Consider the following 15,813-nt stretch of genomic DNA (forward strand, 5'->3'; position numbering starts at 1 on the left):
AGTGGGTTAAGCCCTGTCAAATGGCGCATTTGCCTCATCGGCTCAGACGCCAGCGTATTCATTTGCGAATACTCCTACAGCTCAAACAGCTTCAACCTGCAAGGCGACACGCTCGCGACATGGGCATTCGTCCATATAGCGGTGGGCTTCAACAAATTGATCGAACGCAAATACCGTGGTTTTCAGTGGGACAAGCACACGGTCGGCCGTCAACTGGTTGATATCACGCAAGGCCCGCTGCAGTGCCACCTGATCTTGGACGATGCCCAGCTCCGGCTTGCCGGTGAAGTTGCCGATACAGTGAACGAAGAACTGAATATTCTTCTGGAACGCTGCACAGGCCGGAAATGGCGTCTGGTTGCCACCTTGCAAGCCATACAACACCAGGCTGCCACGGGGCGCCAGGACGTCCCCCAGCAACGACATCTGCGGGCCGCCCAGGCCATCGAATACGACGTCGACACCACGGTTGTCAGTGAACTTGTTGATCTGCATCAGCAGGTCTTGTTCTTCGGTGACAATGACTTTTTCCGCCCCGAGGGAGAGCAGGTATTCGCGTTCGGCGCTGTTTTTCGTCGCGGCAATCACCCGCACACCCAGGGCCTTGCCCAGTTGCACAAACGAAGGGCCGGAACAGTGGCTGGCATCGGTCACCAGGGCAAACTGCCCAGGCTTGACCCGCGCCAGGTCCATATAAGCGAAATACGCAATCAGCAACGGCGTGTAGTGCACGCTGGCTTCAATCGGGCTCAAGACATCCGGGTAACGGGTCAGGGCCGAACGCGGCAAGATGATCTGCTCGCCATACACCGGGTAATCGTTGGGGCTTTCGGCCGGAAAACTGGCCACCTTGTCGCCCACAGCCAAGTCATCAACGCCGTCACCCAAGGCGACTACCACACCCGCCATTTCATGCCCCAGGCCCGAAGGCAGGCGAGCATGGGAAGACGCCAGGTTCTGGCGCCATAGGATGTCGTACCAGCTGATGCCAATCGCCTCGACACGCACCTGCACTTCGCCCGGTGCGGGCTGCGCGGCTGCATGCTCTTCGCATTTGAGCACCTCGGCCGGACCAAACTTGTGAAAACGGATCGTGCGGGACATCGCAAACCTCGTCAAAGTAACCTCTAATGCCATGAACTTTATCTGGGCTTTCCAGGTAAGGCCACCGGTCGCCATTAATAGTCGACATGCCTGTCATTGATTTCGCGAAGGAGGAGCAGACCTCAACTATCGTAGGAAAAATCAATTAGCCGGTGCAGAGTACCAGCCTTTCCCCGTAAGATTCATGCCGGTCATGCTGCTGAATCGTGCGATATGGCCGCTCACGTCAAGTTTACAGACTCTTCCAGGACACAAGATGAACCGTAACGACCTGCGTCGTGTCGACCTTAACCTCTTGATCGTATTCGAAACCTTGATGCATGAGCGCAGTGTGACCCGCGCCGCAGAGAAATTGTTCCTCGGCCAGCCGGCCATCAGCGCGGCTTTGTCGCGCCTGCGCGGGCTGTTCGATGACCCGCTGTTTGTGCGTACCGGACGCAGCATGGAACCCTCGGCCCGCGCCGTAGAGATCTTCGCCCTGCTCTCCCCGGCCCTGGACTCGATTTCCACCGCCGTCAGCCGCGCTGCCGAGTTTGACCCGGCCACCAGCACTGCGGTGTTTCGTATCGGCCTGTCCGACGACGTGGAATTCGCCCTGCTGCCGCAATTGCTCAAGCGTCTGCGCGCCGAAGCCCCGGGCATCGTGCTGGTGGTGCGCCGCGTCAACTACATCCTGATGCCTGGCTTGCTCGCTTCGGGTGAAATCTCCATCGGCGTCAGCTACACCGCCGATCTGCCGGCCAACGCCAAGCGCAAGGTGCTGCGCCGCAGCCTGCCGAAGCTGCTGCGTGCCGACAGCGTGCCCGGCTCATTGAGCCTGGACGACTTCTGCTCACGCCCCCATGCCTTGGTGTCCTTCGCCGGCGACCTGAGCGGGTTTATTGATGAAGAGCTGGAGAAGCTCGGCCGCAAACGCCATGTGGTGTTGGCTGTACCTCAGTTCAACGGGTTGGGCACGTTGCTGGCGGGTACGGACATTCTGGCCACTGTGCCGGATTACGCCGCTGAGGCGCTGACCTCGGCGGGCGGATTACGCGCCGAAGACCCGCCGCTGCCAGTGCGTTCGTTTGAGCTGCACATGGCCTGGCGTGGGTCGCAGGACAATGACCCGGGTGAGCGGTGGTTGAGGTCGCGGATTCAGATGTTTTTTGGGGACCCCGATAGCCTGTAATGGAGTTCCAGTGAATTCCATAAAACTGTTTTATAACAATAGGTTATTTGCAATTTCAATCCATTGCCGCCTGTCTAAATCCAATGGATTCCACGACTCATGGGGACATAGTTGGGGGCAAATTTCGGTTCCTTGAAAAGGATGCCCCCACCGATGCCCCCGGAGGGCGACGAGTTCTCCGGGCGGATGCTGGGAGCCATCAACTCAATGTTGGTGGATATGATGTCCGCCATCGCGCAAGGACGAGCAACCCCGCGAACGTCAGGCTCAGGCAGTCGTCAGGCGCGTAATGTGACAACAAATGGTCAATAGACGACGACGGGCTGCGTCCATGATTGCAGCATAGATCGATAGGCAGTTATCGGCCACGAGCCCTCGTGATGACTGTTGGGCCACGCCATGGGGGGCGCGCCGATGTCGTCTACTGCCTTGCAGCATTGAAGCAATCTACAATATTTAGATGCGTCATCTTACCGGCCAGCGGCCCGTCCTATCTGCACGTGCGCTGCAATCGGTATTCGCTCGGCGATACGCCAACAGTTTTTCTGAAAGATCGAGCAAGATTAGCTGCAGAGGTAAAGCCAGATTGCATCGCAATTTCGCTGATGCTTACATCTTTATCAATAAGCAAAGATTGCGCGCGCTTAATGCGCAGGTCTAATATATATCTGATAGGAGATGCGCCAGTCGCAACTTTGAATGACCTCGAAAAATGGAAAACACTAAGGCAGGCTGCGTTAGCCAGATCGTCGAGCGAAATATCTCTGTCCAGGTTGTGTTGTATATACTCTAGTACACGTTTGAGCCGCGTTCGGTCTAAGCCTCTCCCCGAATTAGCATCAAAATATGATTCAGTAAAGTTTTTACGGTCATCAATACGGTATCGCTGCAGTAGTCGTGCCGCCAGCCCGACGGCTAACGAATCCAACATTAATCGGCTGGTCGCTTCCTGTGAGTCTCTTCTTGCAAGTTCCTCGGCCACAGCAAAACCAATGCCTTGAATGAGTGGGTCATGGAGCCCCCCTACATATTCAAAGCTAGGGTTCATTGTACTTTCTTCTCGCTGACGTAGAGTTCCAAAGAGATCTGGCGGCATATAAATGTGAAGCAAGTCCACGGGACCAGAATTAAGGTGTAAATATCTAACGGCGACGCCCTGGGGACAGATGCTGGCAGAACCTGTATGAGAAACGAATCTCTGTTCAGTTCCCGCTGCCCTTCTGCGAAAATATGCTGTGCCGGCAATATTGACAACGACTTCCGTCACTGGCTGCAGAAAATCGGAGCATTCAAGCGTTACATGCCGATACATTTCTGCCGTCAGTACGCTAGTCCACCCTAGATCCGCCGATGACTTCAACAGATTACTTCCGCCATCTAGGTATTTGCTTCCAAAACCTCCACTCATGAGTTCTCCCCTGACTACACAAAACTTCTAGCGCTAATGATGGATAAGGTTTGGGTTTGCAAATCTATGCATCCATTAAGGATTTTGACAAAGTACCCGCTTGAATTTGACATACCTTATCAATCCGACTGACCACGCTGTCTCTATTTCCTATCTTTTGTCAAGCCCAGTTAGTGATAACTGCTAGAACGGACCAAGGGCTCCATGGCGATTGTCGCCAACAACAATTGGCTGTCATCGTCCGGCCCACCTGAGAAAAGAACAGACGTCGGAAGACCAGTCGCATCGAATCCGCTAGGAATGGCCACGCCACACCAATTCAAAAAGCTGCCGATCATCGTGTTTCTGAGCATAAGCGCATTCGTCGCGGCAAATGCTTCGTCATCGTTCTCAAGGAGCACTAGGAGGGGAGCGACAATGGGGACTGTTGGAAATGCGACAAATGTATTGCCATCAAATAGCGCAGCGAAAGATTCAATTAAGCATCCACGCGAGGTACGCAGTGCTGCCGCCGATTCAGTGCTGTTGCTGCCCCCCTCTACTAGACGTGACTTCACTCTTCTATCCATCAGGTTGGCTGCGGTTGTAAGCAAGCGGTGGCCGTGAAGCTCATAGGCTTCAATGGCAACGAGTGTGCCGTATCTAGCCCCTAGTGACAGCACATCGTCCAAAACTGGCAACCGCCGACGTTCTATAACGGCACCTTCATCACTTAGACGGCCGATCGCGGATTCAAAGTTACTGAGGACGGCCGGCTCCACGCCATCCCAAACCGCGTTTGTGGGAACAACCAGCCGTATGCCTCGAACGGTTCGGCGGGGTCGCTCGGCTATGGCGAGTCCACGAGCAGCAGCATCAATAACGGCTGCATCTACGACCGTTTGTGTCAAGACTCCAGCCGTATCAAGAGTGCGCGAAAGAGGGTAACAACCATTAAGAGGCCACCGCCCGCTCGAAGTCTTAAATCCAATGATGCCATTGAGCGCAGCGGGTATCCGCACTGAGCCACTTGTGTCTGTTCCGATAGCTGCGGATACAAGGCCAAGCGCTACGGCGACTCCACACCCTGATGAAGATCCCCTCGGAATGCGTGGTTCTTTCCGGTCCCAAGGGTTCCTTGGCGTGCCATAATGAGGATTGAGCCCTAGCCCTGAAAAAGCGAACTCAGTCATATTCAGCTTCCCCACCGTCACCGCGCCCGCATGTGTTAAGCGACGCACCAATTCAGCGTCAACCAGAGCCGGGCCTTGGTCTAGAATGCGAGACCCCGCGCGCGTGACCATTCCCTTCAAATCATAGAGATCCTTCCACGCCACAGGGATGCCATCAAGGACTCCAAGGGAACGACCTTCTAAGATTCGCTTGGAAGACGCTTCAGCCTCTCTGAAAGCCCTCTCGGGAGTAACTGAAGTGAATATTGCGGTGTCGGCGCAATTGGCGATCGCGTGAAATGTGGCATGAGCGATGTCGGTCGCCGTCGTAGCACCGCTCTTAATTAGCTCCGTCAGCGCGGATATTGAGCCATTATCCTCCTTAAGTTTCATTCTGCCCCCCCCGAATTCCGTGTTAAGTGATTCGCCATTAAAGTCACGAGACTGTAAGCACCGTAAAGAAGGCTATTCCATTCGAGATCAGCAGTCACTGAAGGCGGCTTATCAACCTCTTGGCTGAGTGACGCCGACGTGTAGACAGTGAGGCTACGACGGGCCCATTAAGTAACGCAGATTCGCTCTTTGGAATAGCCGACAATTAATGAATCCGTAAGCGGCTACCATCATACTGCTCGGACCGGTAACTTTTGGCAAGAGAACGCAGAACCGCAAGATTCGCTGCATAACTCAGCAATTTTAGTGTGGCGTGCGTTTTTTTGGCGGACTAAGATTACGTTCCGTACCTCGAACAAATTAAGGAAACCAACGATGACGACTTTGAAGACGATGGATATTACTCATTTGGGCGGCTCCCAAATAGGATACAGGCTAAGCGCAAACTTTGATCCAGCTCTTCCAACCCTTGTGCTTATAAACTCCTTTACTACTTCATCGGAGCTTTTTTGCGCGCAGTTTTCAGATAGTAGCTTGAGCGGCAGCACAAACTTGCTCGCCATTGAGCCTTATGGACATGGAGCGACTCGTACAAACAGCGAGCAGTTCACCTATTGGGATAGTGCAGCCGCTAACCTTCAAGTTCTGGAAAACCTCGAAATTCGCTCAGCATTTGCCCTAGGCACATCGCAGGGCGGATGGATTGCGGCGCGCATGGCACTGCTCGCGCCAACCAAAATCAACGGGATTATTTTGCTTGGCACCTCAATGGATTATGAAAGCGCCGAAAGCCGAGAGATCGGCTGCTGGAACGCAGATCAATTCTGCAGTCCGTGGATATCGGAGTTAGCTGAGCAAGTCGGTACTGACTGGGCGTTGTCCGACCAATACTGCAATGACCTCATTGATCCAGCGTTCGGCGCAACCGTAGATGCGGATATGCGTTCATTTTGGACGGCTCGCTTGAAAGAGAATTACAAGGGCGACGATGGTAGAGCGCGCCTACGCATGTGCACAATCAACTTGCGCGACCGAGATAGTTTGCGGGGTCGTCTGGATTCGATAACTTGCCCAGTCTTGTGGCTGCATGGCACAAACGACGTCGTATACTCTGTCTCGCATGCTGAAAAGGAAATCAAGATGTTCTCTCGTTCGCGCAACGCAGAACTGGCTTCTGTAGAAGGTGGACACCATTTTTTGAGCGCCACGAACCCCAACGAAGTTAATAAGCTTACTTTGGAATTTATCAATCGTTGGCAAGCGCATTTGGCGTAATAATTTGATAATAGACAGGGCAGTGTCTCAAGCGCTCTTAAACTCATCTGTTAACGAGGCGCTTCAATTCGAGACTCAAAGGCTACTCTGTACTTATCGACCAGGTAATAAAATTTATAGGTTTCCAGTGCTGGCTGTAGTGCCGAAGTAATTGCGCATACTGGCTCGTGCCAAGACACCAATGCCATGCAAGGCCAATAACAGAATGTATTAAGTTTTTTGCCCCCCCAAATGGGTGAGGGTCGTGCGCTCGAAGCGTAAAGAAGCATTTGAGTACGGGAATTTGAGAATGGACATTGATTGGCCGGATCTGTGTGAGCTGGACAGCGCGACGCTATTGGCAGCTTATAAAAGTCGGCATCTGTCACCTGTTGACGTTGTGCGTGCGGCGCTTGATCGTTGCACAAAAGTTCAAGATGCGTTGAACGCCTTTACATATATTGATTTCGATGGTGCGCTGACAGCAGCCAAGGCGTCTGAAAAGCGTTGGCGGAATGGGAAGCCGCTTTCGCTTATCGATGGTATCCCGACGACCCTTAAGGACATCTTCCACGTTGAGGGATGGAGCGTCCGCTATGGAAGTATGACAACGCCGGGAACGCCGAGCAATCAAGATGCACCGTCCGTTTCTCGGCTGCGCGAAGCCGGGGCAGTGTTCATCGGCCAAACTGCCGCTCCGGAATACAGCTGGAAAACGGTTACTGACAGCGCAGCGTTCGGTGTGACGCGTAATCCGTGGGATCCAACATGTACACCAGGTGGCTCTTCGGGAGGGGCGGCTGTAGCGGCCGCCTGCGGGGCGGGTGTGTTACACCTCGGTACGGACGGTGGTGGCTCCATCCGGATACCAGCGTCCTTCACCGGAGTTTTTGGGCTAAAGCCCAGTCACGGCCGCGTTCCTGTCTACCCACCTAGTTCGTTCGGCACAGTAGCGCACATCGGTCCAATTACGCGTACTGTCGCTGACGCTGCGGCGATGCTTGGGGTTCTATCAGGTCGAGATTTACGTGATTGGACGCAACCGCCGATGGCGTTCCCGAACGTTTCTTTGGCGCCATTCACATGGAGAGGCAAACGAATTGGATACTGGCGTACACCCTGCATCGGAAACGTGGATGGACAAGTGGCGACGGCTATTGAAGCAACACTCGTAGGTTTGGAAGCGGCAGGGGCGTCGGTGACTGAGATGCGGCTCCCTTATCAGGATGAGCTCCTCGAGATGTACAACCGACACTGGTATATCGGGGCGGCAAATCTTCTGACATCAATCAGCACGCGAAACCATGCCAACCTTGACCCAGGACTCGTCCGGGCCGCTATCGTTGGGCGCAGATACAGTGGGGTCGAGAGGCTGGAGGCAGAGGTTTGGCGGAACAGATATGGCTCGGCGATGGATAATTTACTTTCTGATTTCGACTTTATCATGTCTCCATCCGTCCCAATCCTTCCCTTTGAGGTGGGTAGAGACGTCCCTCGGTCCAGCGATGCAAAAAGTTGGACTGAATGGTGCTCATTTAGCTTCCCCATCAATCTCAGTCAGCAGCCAGCCTGTTCTGTGCCATGTGGCTTGAGCAAGGAGGGGCTGCCAATTGGTTTGCAAATCATTGGATCACGTGGAGCGGACTCAGACGTCCTCAGTGCAGCGCTCTGTTACGAGAGAGCATTTCCCGACCGACTTATACGATGAAAAGGACTATGTGCAATTGGACCCGGTCGTCAAAAAGGCGCGGCTGACCCAACTGCCCTTTGTCTGGGAAAGTACACTGCTCGAACAGGAACCCTGCTTCTGGAAGGAAGCGGGTGACGCGGGCCTGAGGGTGGGCTGGACATGTTCCAGTATCAGCAGCAGCGGCACCTTCAGCATGTTGACGCTCGCCCGCAACGAGGAGCCGCTCACCTTCAGCGAATTGAATGACAAAGAGCTGAAAATGCGCTGGCGGGCCGATGCCACTCACGTTGCACTGAGCCGCCTGTTCAAACCGCAGGAACTCGAGGAATCCTACTGGCGGTTGACCGCCCGGAAAATCGAGATCCTGCGCTGGACAGCCGACGGAAAAACCCAGTGCGAGATCTCACAAATTCTCTCGGTATCTTTCGACACTGTGAAGTTTCACAGTAAAAATGCTATCGCCAAGCTGGGCACTACCAATAAAACCGCAGCCGTGGTGAGAGCGACCGTTCTGGGCGTGCTGGGCTAAAGAGCCTGCTATCCTATCATCAGGCCGCATGGCGCTCATCCCGAAAGCCCCGGGGCGGGCTCCCAAACACAAAAGGAGAATAATTGTGTTCCCATTGGATATTTGGCTGACCTATACCGCCGCCTGTCTTTTACTGGTGCTTTCCCCAGGGCCAGATAACCTGCTGGCAATCGCCAGGGGGCTCAGCCAGGGAAGACTGGCGGCTGCCATCTCAGGCATGGCTTCGGGCACCGGAATCCTCTTTCACGTGACAACCGCCTCCCTGGGGTTGACGCTCTTGATGCAGACCTCAGTGCTGGCCTTCTGGATCGTCAAGGTGATCGGGGCCAGCTACTTGCTTTGGCTCGGTATCAAAGTCTTGCGCTCGCGTAGCCTGATCAACTTTCAGCCTGCCGCGCGCCAGCCCTTGAAAAAAATATTCCTCACCGGTTTTCTGTCTGCAGCACTGAATCCCAAGCCGGGCCTCTTTGTACTCGCATTCATTCCTCAGTTCGTCAACCCAAAGCTGGGCTCGGTCACGTTGCAAATGATGGTATACGGCGCCTGGTTCGCGGGTATAACCGCACTGGGCTTCGCCCTCATGGGGATTTTCGCGACGAGCCTTTCGACGTGGCTGCAACGCAAGCCCAAAGTGATCAACGGGTTAAACGTGGGGGCAGGATTGACCTTCGTTGTTTCCGGTCTTTCGATAGCAACCCTGACCCAAAAATAACGTGCTAATTTAGCTTGTCTGCCCATCGACACTTTATCGAGCTGAGCTCTACGAGGCGGAGCTTGCCTATTTTCGGAGTCGTTACTATGCCGACGGTGAATTGAGTGACCGTTTCCCTCACCTGCAACTCCGGCCCTCAGACCACCTTGATCTCGTTCAGGCAGTTATTGAAGGGGTGAACGACACTCCACTCGACCGAATGTTGGCTCTCCTGATGATCGTCTGGCGCCTACGCAACAATCTCTTCCACGGCGAAAAATGGGCCTATGAGCTTCGCGATCAGAAAGAGAACTTCAGTCATGCGAACAGCGTTTTGATGCGAATACTCGAACGCCATGGCCGGCTTGGCTAAGAGTCCAGCCGTCCTTGAGGACCGTTTCCTAGCCAAGTTGAACCAGCCCCCGCGCTCGATCCAGGCTTTAGGACCCCCGAATGCGCAGCGGGGTACCGTAAGCCTAGTGTGTCCAGCGTGGCTATTTCGGGTCGCCCTTCTAAATCCCCTGCCCCCCTGCCATAAAGGCCTCCAGCATGTACGGAATGAGAGTCGCCGCATCGACAGTCTCGCCATACGCTTGACCGTGCAATGCCGCATAGCGGTCCAAGTCGGCTTTCAATCTCGCTGGACACAAGATGGTGCTTGACGCTCTCGGTCTTAGGGAGCGGCCCCAGTCGGAGCTTGGGCGACGTGCTCATCTTGAGATTCCCCGATCAAAGAACAGAGGCTGATACGGCCTCAGAATCAAATCGCGATTGATAATGACGCGGATCGGCAATCCGGGACGCTCAGTGAGCGCTGGCTGGATGCGGAGGTTGCGTCGGGTCATTTCCTGCCCGACGTCATTCACGCTGTCCTGCATGCTGTCACGCCCTGCGATGATGACGCGACCACCGTTTTGGCGATTCTCCGGTGCAGCCAACTCCGCGCCGACACCCAGCAATGTCGTCAACGCGGCACCTGCAAAGATGCGATCCCAGTGCCAATCGACACCATCCTTCAGGCCAGCGTAACCAGCCGGATCATACGGTTGTCTATCGACTATTTGGCCCCAGGACCAATCAGTGAGCTTTCGATCTGAACACCTGGCATCATTTGCTGCAATCCTTCGATCAGCCTGTCCCCCGCTTCCGTCAAAGCTTCAAGCGGCATCGCTGGCAGACTCTCCAGAATGAACCACATGCTCTTCGCGTCAGCACCGAGACGGGTCCTGACACCTTGCCGCCAATTCCAGCGACGGCAGGTCACGCCTTGGTCATCGCGCCAGACAACCTCGCCGGCATCTGGATACTCGAAAGCAGGAGCACCCTCTTTCATAGTGTCAAAAGGTTCGGTGCCATCGGCGACTACCAGTCGTGGGGAGCCCACATAGGCTTCAATGTTTTCCCCGCCAACCGGGATGGCGTACTCAATGCTGATTGCGTTGTAGAGATCGACGATGGGATCCAGGCTAGGCAAGCTGCCGTCACGTAAAACTCGTTTGCGCAGCGCCTCTGCTGAACAAGGCGTGCGCTGCGGCTTGGCGCCAAACTTTCGGAACGTGTCAGCCCATGCGACCAAATGGGCTTCTCCCCAGCTCGGCCCGCCTTCCTGCACAGCCTTGCAAGCACGGTCCAGCGCAGCCTGGGCCACCTCAGGATGAGCCAGTGGTGCAGCTTCCACCACGATACTCAGGGCCCTGAACTCCGGCGCCAGCTCGGCAACGGCTTGATCGATTAACGGCAGTACGGACAGCATCAAAAACCTCCAGGAACCTAAATGTCATTTCATGCTAGTCAGCGACGACCAATAAAGTCAATATAATGACCATTATCATCTGCTATAACGGCTGAGCCGATTGACGGAGCTGCTGACAAAGGTCGAGAATCCCAGCACATTTTTCCCATAACCCTCATCAATGACCGCGAATACCAGCTTGTCGACTACCCTAGGTGCTGATGCTCAAGCTGTCAGCCTAGCCGTTGCGCGCACGCTCAAACAGGCGCGCAAAGCCCAGAAGATCACGTTGGATGAGCTTTCCCGCCGCGCTGGCGTGAGCAAAGGAATGGTTGTCGAAATAGAGAAATGTACGGCGAACCCCAGTATCGGCATCCTTTGCAAAATCGCCGCAGCGTTGGGCCTGTCTGTTGCAGACTTCGTCAATGTGACCGAAGCCCCATCCGCCCATATCATCGACAGTAAAGATATTCCCACCCTCTGGACCGGGGATCAGGGAGGCACAGCGCGCCTTCTGGCGGGAACCTCCGGACCAAATATGATCGAGCTGTGGCGTTGGGAAATGCACCCAGGCGAATCTTTCGCTTCACAGGGGCATCCTCAGGGCACGCTTGAACTGTTTCATGTGGAAAAAGGCACGCTGAAATGCGTGGTAGGAGAAACAGAGTTGGTCATCCCTTCGGGAAGCTCGGCAGTGGCGAAAACCGATGTGCCTCACTCCTATTCCAACCCTGGCAGATCCAAGTTGGTGTTCACCATGTCCGTGACGGAGCTGCATCAGTAGATACCGGCAGACTGGCAGCCCGTGAGCATCTGCAAAGTGGGCGAACCAGCCAACGCTGCTACTCCCATAACAGTGATGACACGCCGGTATTCAATCATCTCCCTCTTGGGCGCGTCGGGGATAGCGCAGTGCTTCAACCAAAAGGCTGAACGCCGGAGAGGCTTGAAGGCGACTGGGGTAATACAGGTGAAATCCGGCGAACGGCGGGCACCAGTCGTGCAACACCCGAATCAAGTCGCCCTTGGCGATATGCTGGTGAACAAGTGTTTCCGGCAGATACCCTACTCCTGCCCCGCTCCGACAGGCATCAAGTGTCTGATAAACACCATTGACGACGAGTTGCCCGCTGACCTGAACGTTCTTGGTGACACCTTCTTTCTCGAACTCCCAGGTATAGATACCGCCATGGGTGGGAAACCGCATGTTGATGCAGTTATGGCCGACAAGTTCGTCGGGTTCTCCAGGGGGCACATGCACCGCGAAGTAATCTGGCGTTGCTACCACGGCCATGCGCATGTCAGGGGCAATCCGTGTAGCAATCATCCCCTCTCCCACCGTGTCGCCATACCGAACGCCTGCGTCATAACGGTCGGCAACAATGTCGACCAGTCGGTAATCACAGTTCACCTCAACGTTGATGTCTGGGTACCGAGCCAGAAAGGTTTCCAACACTGGCCATAACACCGTATGAAAGCTGAAGTCTGCGGCAGTGATCCGTAGGGTGCCAGCCGGCTTTTCTCGAAGCCCCAGCAGCTTCTGGAAATTGGCTTCCATAGCCTCAAAGTGAGGGTTCATGCCGTCGTAGAGCGCCTGCCCGGCATCGGTCAATGTGACACTGCGTGTGGTGCGGGTTAGAAGCCTCATCCCTAACCGTTCTTCGAATGCCTTGATGGTATGGCTCATCGCAGATTGAGACACGCGTAGTTGTGAAGCTGCCTTGGTGAAACTTCTTTCTCGCGCAACCGCAATGAAGACCAGTAGGTCGTTGGCGTTCTCACGCAACATTTTGCTACTCCTTGACTATGGCGCTGATACCCCCTCGATCAAATAGACATCTGTCTTGGCTGAACGAGACCGACCAACCCCCTCCGGAAAATCGATCGTCGAGGCGGCTGGGCGCTGAGTTGAATCGGATCGGTTTCAATCAGCACTCTGGACAGGATCATCGGCTGGGTCGTTGTCACATACTTCTGAAAATGCGCGGACGCAATATGGCTTCGATATGCCGCCTCATCGGCGTATATCTCGAAGAAGTGCAGCCGATTCGGATGATCCTTTTCCGCGACCGAATAAATCGCCAACACGCCGGGCTCAAGACGAACGGAGTCAGCCATTTCCTCTTTGACTGCAGCGTGATATGCCGCCAGTTGCGCCGGATCAATCACCAGTTGCGCAATACGCACGACTTTTTCTGCCGGCGGTGCGGCGAGCACCGATCCCATCCAAAGACAACTCACAACAACAGTGGCGTGCAGGGCTGAAATCCGCATTCATAGTTCTCTGATGGTTATTCGCGAAGTCATGCTACAGCGCACGCGCCAAAAGCATTCATGAGCAGACCAGATAACTGTTATGAGCCCAAAACGCTTCGCGGGCAGCCTGAGCCCAACCTAGGATTGAAAAGTGTGAAGAGGCCTACCCTGCACGCTCAGGAGATCACCGCTTGGGATTCTTTGTGATTCACGATCCGGCGGGCTACGAAGCGCCGGTGTATGCCGACATACCCCACCAGGAGGTCATCTTCCTGGATGAAGTAGATTTGCCCGCACCCGTCTGAGGTGCCCCTACAAATAAAAGTTCGGAGTCATCCATGCAGCTAAGCCGCACGAACCTGGCAGATATCATTTACTTTCTGGCCATCGCCCGGCATCAAAGCTTCAGAAAGGCCGGCCTGGAGGTAGGGATCAGTGCATCAGCACTTAGTCACGCCATGAAAGGCCTTGAGACGCGACTTGGCGTGCGATTGCTCAATCGTACCACCCGGAGTGTGACGCTTACGGCCGCTGGCGAGGAGTTGCAAGAACTGATCAGTTCTCCTGTCAACGCTATCGGGCAGGCGTTTGAGACCCTGAATCGACTTCGCGATGAGCCCGCCGGGCGTATCCGTCTAAACGTCTTGAGCGACGGTGCCAAACTGCTACTGGGGCCCGTCCTCCCGGTGTTTGTTGAGCGCTACCCGGATATTGAGGTCGACCTCACCGTGACCAATAAAATGGTCGATATTATTGGCGATGGCCATGATGCAGGTATTCGTTTTGGCGGGACGGTTCCCGAAGACATGATCGCTCAGCGGCTATCGCCCGACGTGGCATGGGCCGTCGTGGGCGCGCCGGGTTACCTTGAACGATTCGGCACCCCGACGCACCCAAAAGATTTGCACGGGCACCGTTGTCTGCGGATACGACTGGGGAATTCGCATCTCTATCACTGGCAATTTGCGAAAGATGGCCAGCAGATTGAGATTAACGCGCCGGGTGCTATTACGCTGGATGAGACGCGCGTCGGTGTGGCTCTGGCAGCGCGCGGCGCAGGGCTGATGTATGTTCCAGCATCCATTGTCGAACGTCATGTCGAACAAGGTTCGTTGAAGCGCGTGCTGGAGGACTGGACTCACTACGACCCAGGCTTTCACATCTACTACTCAAGCTCCAGGCAAGTACCTGTCGGCCTTCGCCTGCTGATTGAGCTGATTCGCGAACTGGAACCCATGGGGCCACTCCCCTAGCGGCGTCAGCTCTCTTGTCGTTTAGTAAACACGTCGCCAAACACCGGTACCGCCGAAAACGCGTTGGGCCAGCCAGCATAGAACGCCAGATGCGTCAGCAGTTCGCTAGCCTCGGTCTGTGTCAGGCCATTGTCCATCGCGCGATTGAGGTGGTAACCGATCTGGGCAACCTGACCGTTTGCCACCAAGGTAGTGACGGTGATCAGGCTACGGTCCCTGGGCGCTAGCCCCGGCCGTAACCAAAGGTCTTTGAATAGCGCGCTGGTGGTGTACTGCACTAACCCCGGGGAAATGGCCCCCACGGATTTGTCGACATTCGCTGCACGTGAGTTTTCGGCAACCTGATCAATGGGTAGCAGCACGGGCGACACCGGCGCCAGTTGATCAGCGCCTATGCCGTGCCGGTTGAACACTTCCCTGGCCGCTGGCGCTGCGCCTGCGGCATTGCCCCAGCCCGAGTAGAACGCAAGGTGGTTGATTGCTTCGGACAGCTCCAAAGGCGTCACGCCATTGTTCAACGCCAGGTCGAAATGCGCGGCCATCTCTGCTGTTTGACCTCGCGCAACCAGTACAGCCACCGTTGCCAAGCTTCGGTCGCGGGGCGACAACTCGGGGCGTTTCCAGACGTCGCCGAGGAGTAACGAGTCGGTATTGTGCGCCATTATCGGTGAAGTGGCGCGTATGTCAGCTGATGTTGGCACGTTGGAAATCTCCTTGGTCAGCGCCGCTTCGTGGCTGGCGCAGGCAGTTAAACATATCGCGATGGCCGCTATTGAAACGGTCCGTACACTCATAATGAAGCCTCATGTTGGGCTTCGATAACAGGCTCCAGCCACTCGACATTTTTGCCGTCAAATGACTCTTGAATAGCCATGTGGGTCATGCCGGTCGTGCTGTTTACCCCATGCCAATGCTTGACCCCAGGGGGCGTCCAAATCACATCGCCAGGCTTGATCATCTGTTTCTCAGCCCCTTCTGCTAAACCCAACCGGCCCCCGTCGTGACGACCAATCCCTCTAACCAAACTAATGCACGGGGGTTAATTCAACTACCCGTTCCTCGGTTGATGTAACGATGAGCGTGGCTCAGCAATGCGTGCGTAAAACTAAATCGAATGCTGATCGGATGGTGACAAAAACTGACCGCCTTGGGCTGTAGATTCCGCCCCGTGACTACCCCAA

Annotated in this window: 15 protein-coding genes and 4 pseudogenes; 9 read left to right on the forward strand and 10 right to left on the reverse strand. The window is 55.1% G+C overall.

The features are described from left to right. Positions 1–81: 81 nt before the first annotated feature. The gene (locus QZR30_RS09390) at positions 82–1,104 is read right to left on the reverse strand and encodes a zinc-dependent alcohol dehydrogenase family protein (protein ID WP_043049405.1); all 1,023 of its coding nucleotides are present in this window, start codon (positions 1,102–1,104) and stop codon (positions 82–84) included. 256 nt (positions 1,105–1,360) lie between these two features. Here QZR30_RS09390 and QZR30_RS09395 point away from each other — a divergent pair, with 256 nt between their 5' ends. Next, positions 1,361–2,275 carry a LysR substrate-binding domain-containing protein gene (locus tag QZR30_RS09395; RefSeq protein ID WP_056845912.1) on the forward strand — a complete coding sequence of 305 codons (915 nt, stop codon included), beginning with the start codon at positions 1,361–1,363 and terminating at the stop codon, positions 2,273–2,275. A 162-nt stretch (positions 2,276–2,437) separates the two neighbouring features. Then, positions 2,438–2,552: pseudogene (locus QZR30_RS09400) on the forward strand (recombinase family protein); the annotation flags it as partial. A 213-nt stretch (positions 2,553–2,765) separates the two neighbouring features. On the opposite strand, the gene QZR30_RS09405 reads toward QZR30_RS09400, so the two are convergent. Both QZR30_RS09405 and QZR30_RS09410 read right to left on the reverse strand, forming a co-directional pair. Next, positions 2,766–3,683, reverse strand: coding sequence for a helix-turn-helix domain-containing protein (locus QZR30_RS09405; protein WP_311903228.1), 918 nt, complete (start codon positions 3,681–3,683; stop codon positions 2,766–2,768). A 170-nt stretch (positions 3,684–3,853) separates the two neighbouring features. Then, positions 3,854–5,227, reverse strand: a complete 1,374-nt coding sequence (locus tag QZR30_RS09410) for an amidase family protein (RefSeq protein WP_311903229.1) — start codon at positions 5,225–5,227, stop codon at positions 3,854–3,856. Between the two features lie 375 nt (positions 5,228–5,602). Here QZR30_RS09410 and QZR30_RS09415 point away from each other — a divergent pair, with 375 nt between their 5' ends. The 5 genes from QZR30_RS09415 to QZR30_RS09435 all read left to right on the forward strand — a co-directional run bounded on the left by QZR30_RS09415 (position 5,603) and on the right by QZR30_RS09435 (position 9,764). After that, complete coding sequence (locus QZR30_RS09415; RefSeq protein WP_311903230.1) at positions 5,603–6,502, forward strand: alpha/beta fold hydrolase; 900 nt, start codon at positions 5,603–5,605, stop codon at positions 6,500–6,502. Positions 6,503–6,746: 244 nt separating this feature from the next. Beyond that, positions 6,747–8,189, forward strand: coding sequence for an amidase (locus QZR30_RS09420; RefSeq protein ID WP_311903231.1), 1,443 nt, complete (start codon positions 6,747–6,749; stop codon positions 8,187–8,189). A 16-nt stretch (positions 8,190–8,205) separates the two neighbouring features. Then, positions 8,206–8,700 (forward strand): LuxR C-terminal-related transcriptional regulator, encoded by a 495-nt coding sequence (locus QZR30_RS09425; protein WP_311903232.1) that lies wholly within the window; start codon positions 8,206–8,208, stop codon positions 8,698–8,700. A gap of 85 nt (positions 8,701–8,785) precedes the next feature. After that, on the forward strand, positions 8,786–9,412 hold the full coding sequence (locus tag QZR30_RS09430; protein WP_311903233.1) for a LysE family translocator: 627 nt from the start codon (positions 8,786–8,788) through the stop codon (positions 9,410–9,412). Positions 9,413–9,512: 100 nt separating this feature from the next. Then, entirely contained in the window at positions 9,513–9,764 is a 252-nt protein-coding gene (locus QZR30_RS09435) for a hypothetical protein (RefSeq protein WP_311903234.1), read from the forward strand. 139 nt (positions 9,765–9,903) lie between these two features. Here QZR30_RS09435 and QZR30_RS09440 read toward each other — a convergent pair. The 3 genes and pseudogenes from QZR30_RS09440 to QZR30_RS09450 all read right to left on the reverse strand — a co-directional run bounded on the left by QZR30_RS09440 (position 9,904) and on the right by QZR30_RS09450 (position 11,144). Continuing rightward, positions 9,904–10,105 (reverse strand): annotated as a pseudogene (locus tag QZR30_RS09440) (DUF2274 domain-containing protein). Next, a pseudogene (locus QZR30_RS09445) lies at positions 10,102–10,431 on the reverse strand (TrbI/VirB10 family protein); the annotation flags it as partial. The pseudogenes QZR30_RS09440 and QZR30_RS09445, both read right to left, overlap by 4 nt. A 17-nt stretch (positions 10,432–10,448) precedes the next feature. Beyond that, on the reverse strand, positions 10,449–11,144 hold the full coding sequence (locus tag QZR30_RS09450; protein ID WP_311903235.1) for a B3/B4 domain-containing protein: 696 nt from the start codon (positions 11,142–11,144) through the stop codon (positions 10,449–10,451). Positions 11,145–11,304: 160 nt separating this feature from the next. Between QZR30_RS09450 and QZR30_RS09455 the strand changes: the two genes are divergently transcribed. Continuing rightward, a complete protein-coding gene (locus QZR30_RS09455; protein WP_311903236.1) occupies positions 11,305–11,907 on the forward strand; it encodes an XRE family transcriptional regulator in 603 nt (200 codons plus the stop codon). Positions 11,908–11,997: 90 nt separating this feature from the next. On the opposite strand, the gene QZR30_RS09460 is transcribed toward QZR30_RS09455, so the two are convergent. Together QZR30_RS09460 and QZR30_RS09465 are read right to left on the reverse strand one after the other, a co-directional pair. Beyond that, positions 11,998–12,912, reverse strand: coding sequence for a LysR family transcriptional regulator (locus QZR30_RS09460; protein ID WP_311903237.1), 915 nt, complete (start codon positions 12,910–12,912; stop codon positions 11,998–12,000). 38 nt (positions 12,913–12,950) lie between these two features. Continuing rightward, a complete protein-coding gene (locus QZR30_RS09465; protein ID WP_311903238.1) occupies positions 12,951–13,397 on the reverse strand; it encodes a putative quinol monooxygenase in 447 nt (148 codons plus the stop codon). Positions 13,398–13,717: 320 nt separating this feature from the next. Between QZR30_RS09465 and QZR30_RS09470 the strand changes: the two genes are divergently transcribed. After that, the gene (locus QZR30_RS09470) at positions 13,718–14,632 is read left to right on the forward strand and encodes a LysR family transcriptional regulator (RefSeq protein ID WP_311903239.1); all 915 of its coding nucleotides are present in this window, start codon (positions 13,718–13,720) and stop codon (positions 14,630–14,632) included. 5 nt (positions 14,633–14,637) lie between these two features. Here QZR30_RS09470 and QZR30_RS09475 read toward each other — a convergent pair whose 3' ends face one another. After that, positions 14,638–15,426 (reverse strand): carboxymuconolactone decarboxylase family protein, encoded by a 789-nt coding sequence (locus QZR30_RS09475; RefSeq protein ID WP_046068053.1) that lies wholly within the window; start codon positions 15,424–15,426, stop codon positions 14,638–14,640. After that, positions 15,423–15,643: pseudogene (locus QZR30_RS09480) on the reverse strand (AraC family ligand binding domain-containing protein); the annotation flags it as partial. The gene QZR30_RS09475 and the pseudogene QZR30_RS09480, both read right to left, overlap by 4 nt. Positions 15,644–15,813 lie beyond the last annotated feature (170 nt).

The sequence above is a fragment of the Pseudomonas sp. rhizo25 genome (assembly GCF_031931935.1).
GTDB classification, from domain to species: Bacteria; Pseudomonadota; Gammaproteobacteria; order Pseudomonadales; family Pseudomonadaceae; genus Aquipseudomonas; species Aquipseudomonas synxantha.

Excerpts from the sequence above, each read along its gene's own strand:
- QZR30_RS09415 (WP_311903230.1), top strand. The coding sequence starts at position 5,603 with ATGACGACTTTGAAGACGATGGATATTACTCATTTGGGCGGCTCCCAA.
- QZR30_RS09390 (WP_043049405.1), bottom strand. The coding sequence starts at position 1,104 with ATGTCCCGCACGATCCGTTTTCACAAGTTTGGTCCGGCCGAGGTGCTC.
- QZR30_RS09395 (WP_056845912.1), top strand. The coding sequence starts at position 1,361 with ATGAACCGTAACGACCTGCGTCGTGTCGACCTTAACCTCTTGATCGTA.
- QZR30_RS09455 (WP_311903236.1), top strand. The coding sequence starts at position 11,305 with ATGACCGCGAATACCAGCTTGTCGACTACCCTAGGTGCTGATGCTCAA.
- QZR30_RS09410 (WP_311903229.1), bottom strand. The coding sequence starts at position 5,227 with ATGAAACTTAAGGAGGATAATGGCTCAATATCCGCGCTGACGGAGCTA.
- QZR30_RS09460 (WP_311903237.1), bottom strand. The coding sequence starts at position 12,912 with ATGTTGCGTGAGAACGCCAACGACCTACTGGTCTTCATTGCGGTTGCG.
- QZR30_RS09470 (WP_311903239.1), top strand. The coding sequence starts at position 13,718 with ATGCAGCTAAGCCGCACGAACCTGGCAGATATCATTTACTTTCTGGCC.
- QZR30_RS09405 (WP_311903228.1), bottom strand. The coding sequence starts at position 3,683 with ATGAGTGGAGGTTTTGGAAGCAAATACCTAGATGGCGGAAGTAATCTG.
- QZR30_RS09450 (WP_311903235.1), bottom strand. The coding sequence starts at position 11,144 with ATGCTGTCCGTACTGCCGTTAATCGATCAAGCCGTTGCCGAGCTGGCG.
- QZR30_RS09465 (WP_311903238.1), bottom strand. The coding sequence starts at position 13,397 with ATGCGGATTTCAGCCCTGCACGCCACTGTTGTTGTGAGTTGTCTTTGG.
- QZR30_RS09475 (WP_046068053.1), bottom strand. The coding sequence starts at position 15,426 with ATGAGTGTACGGACCGTTTCAATAGCGGCCATCGCGATATGTTTAACT.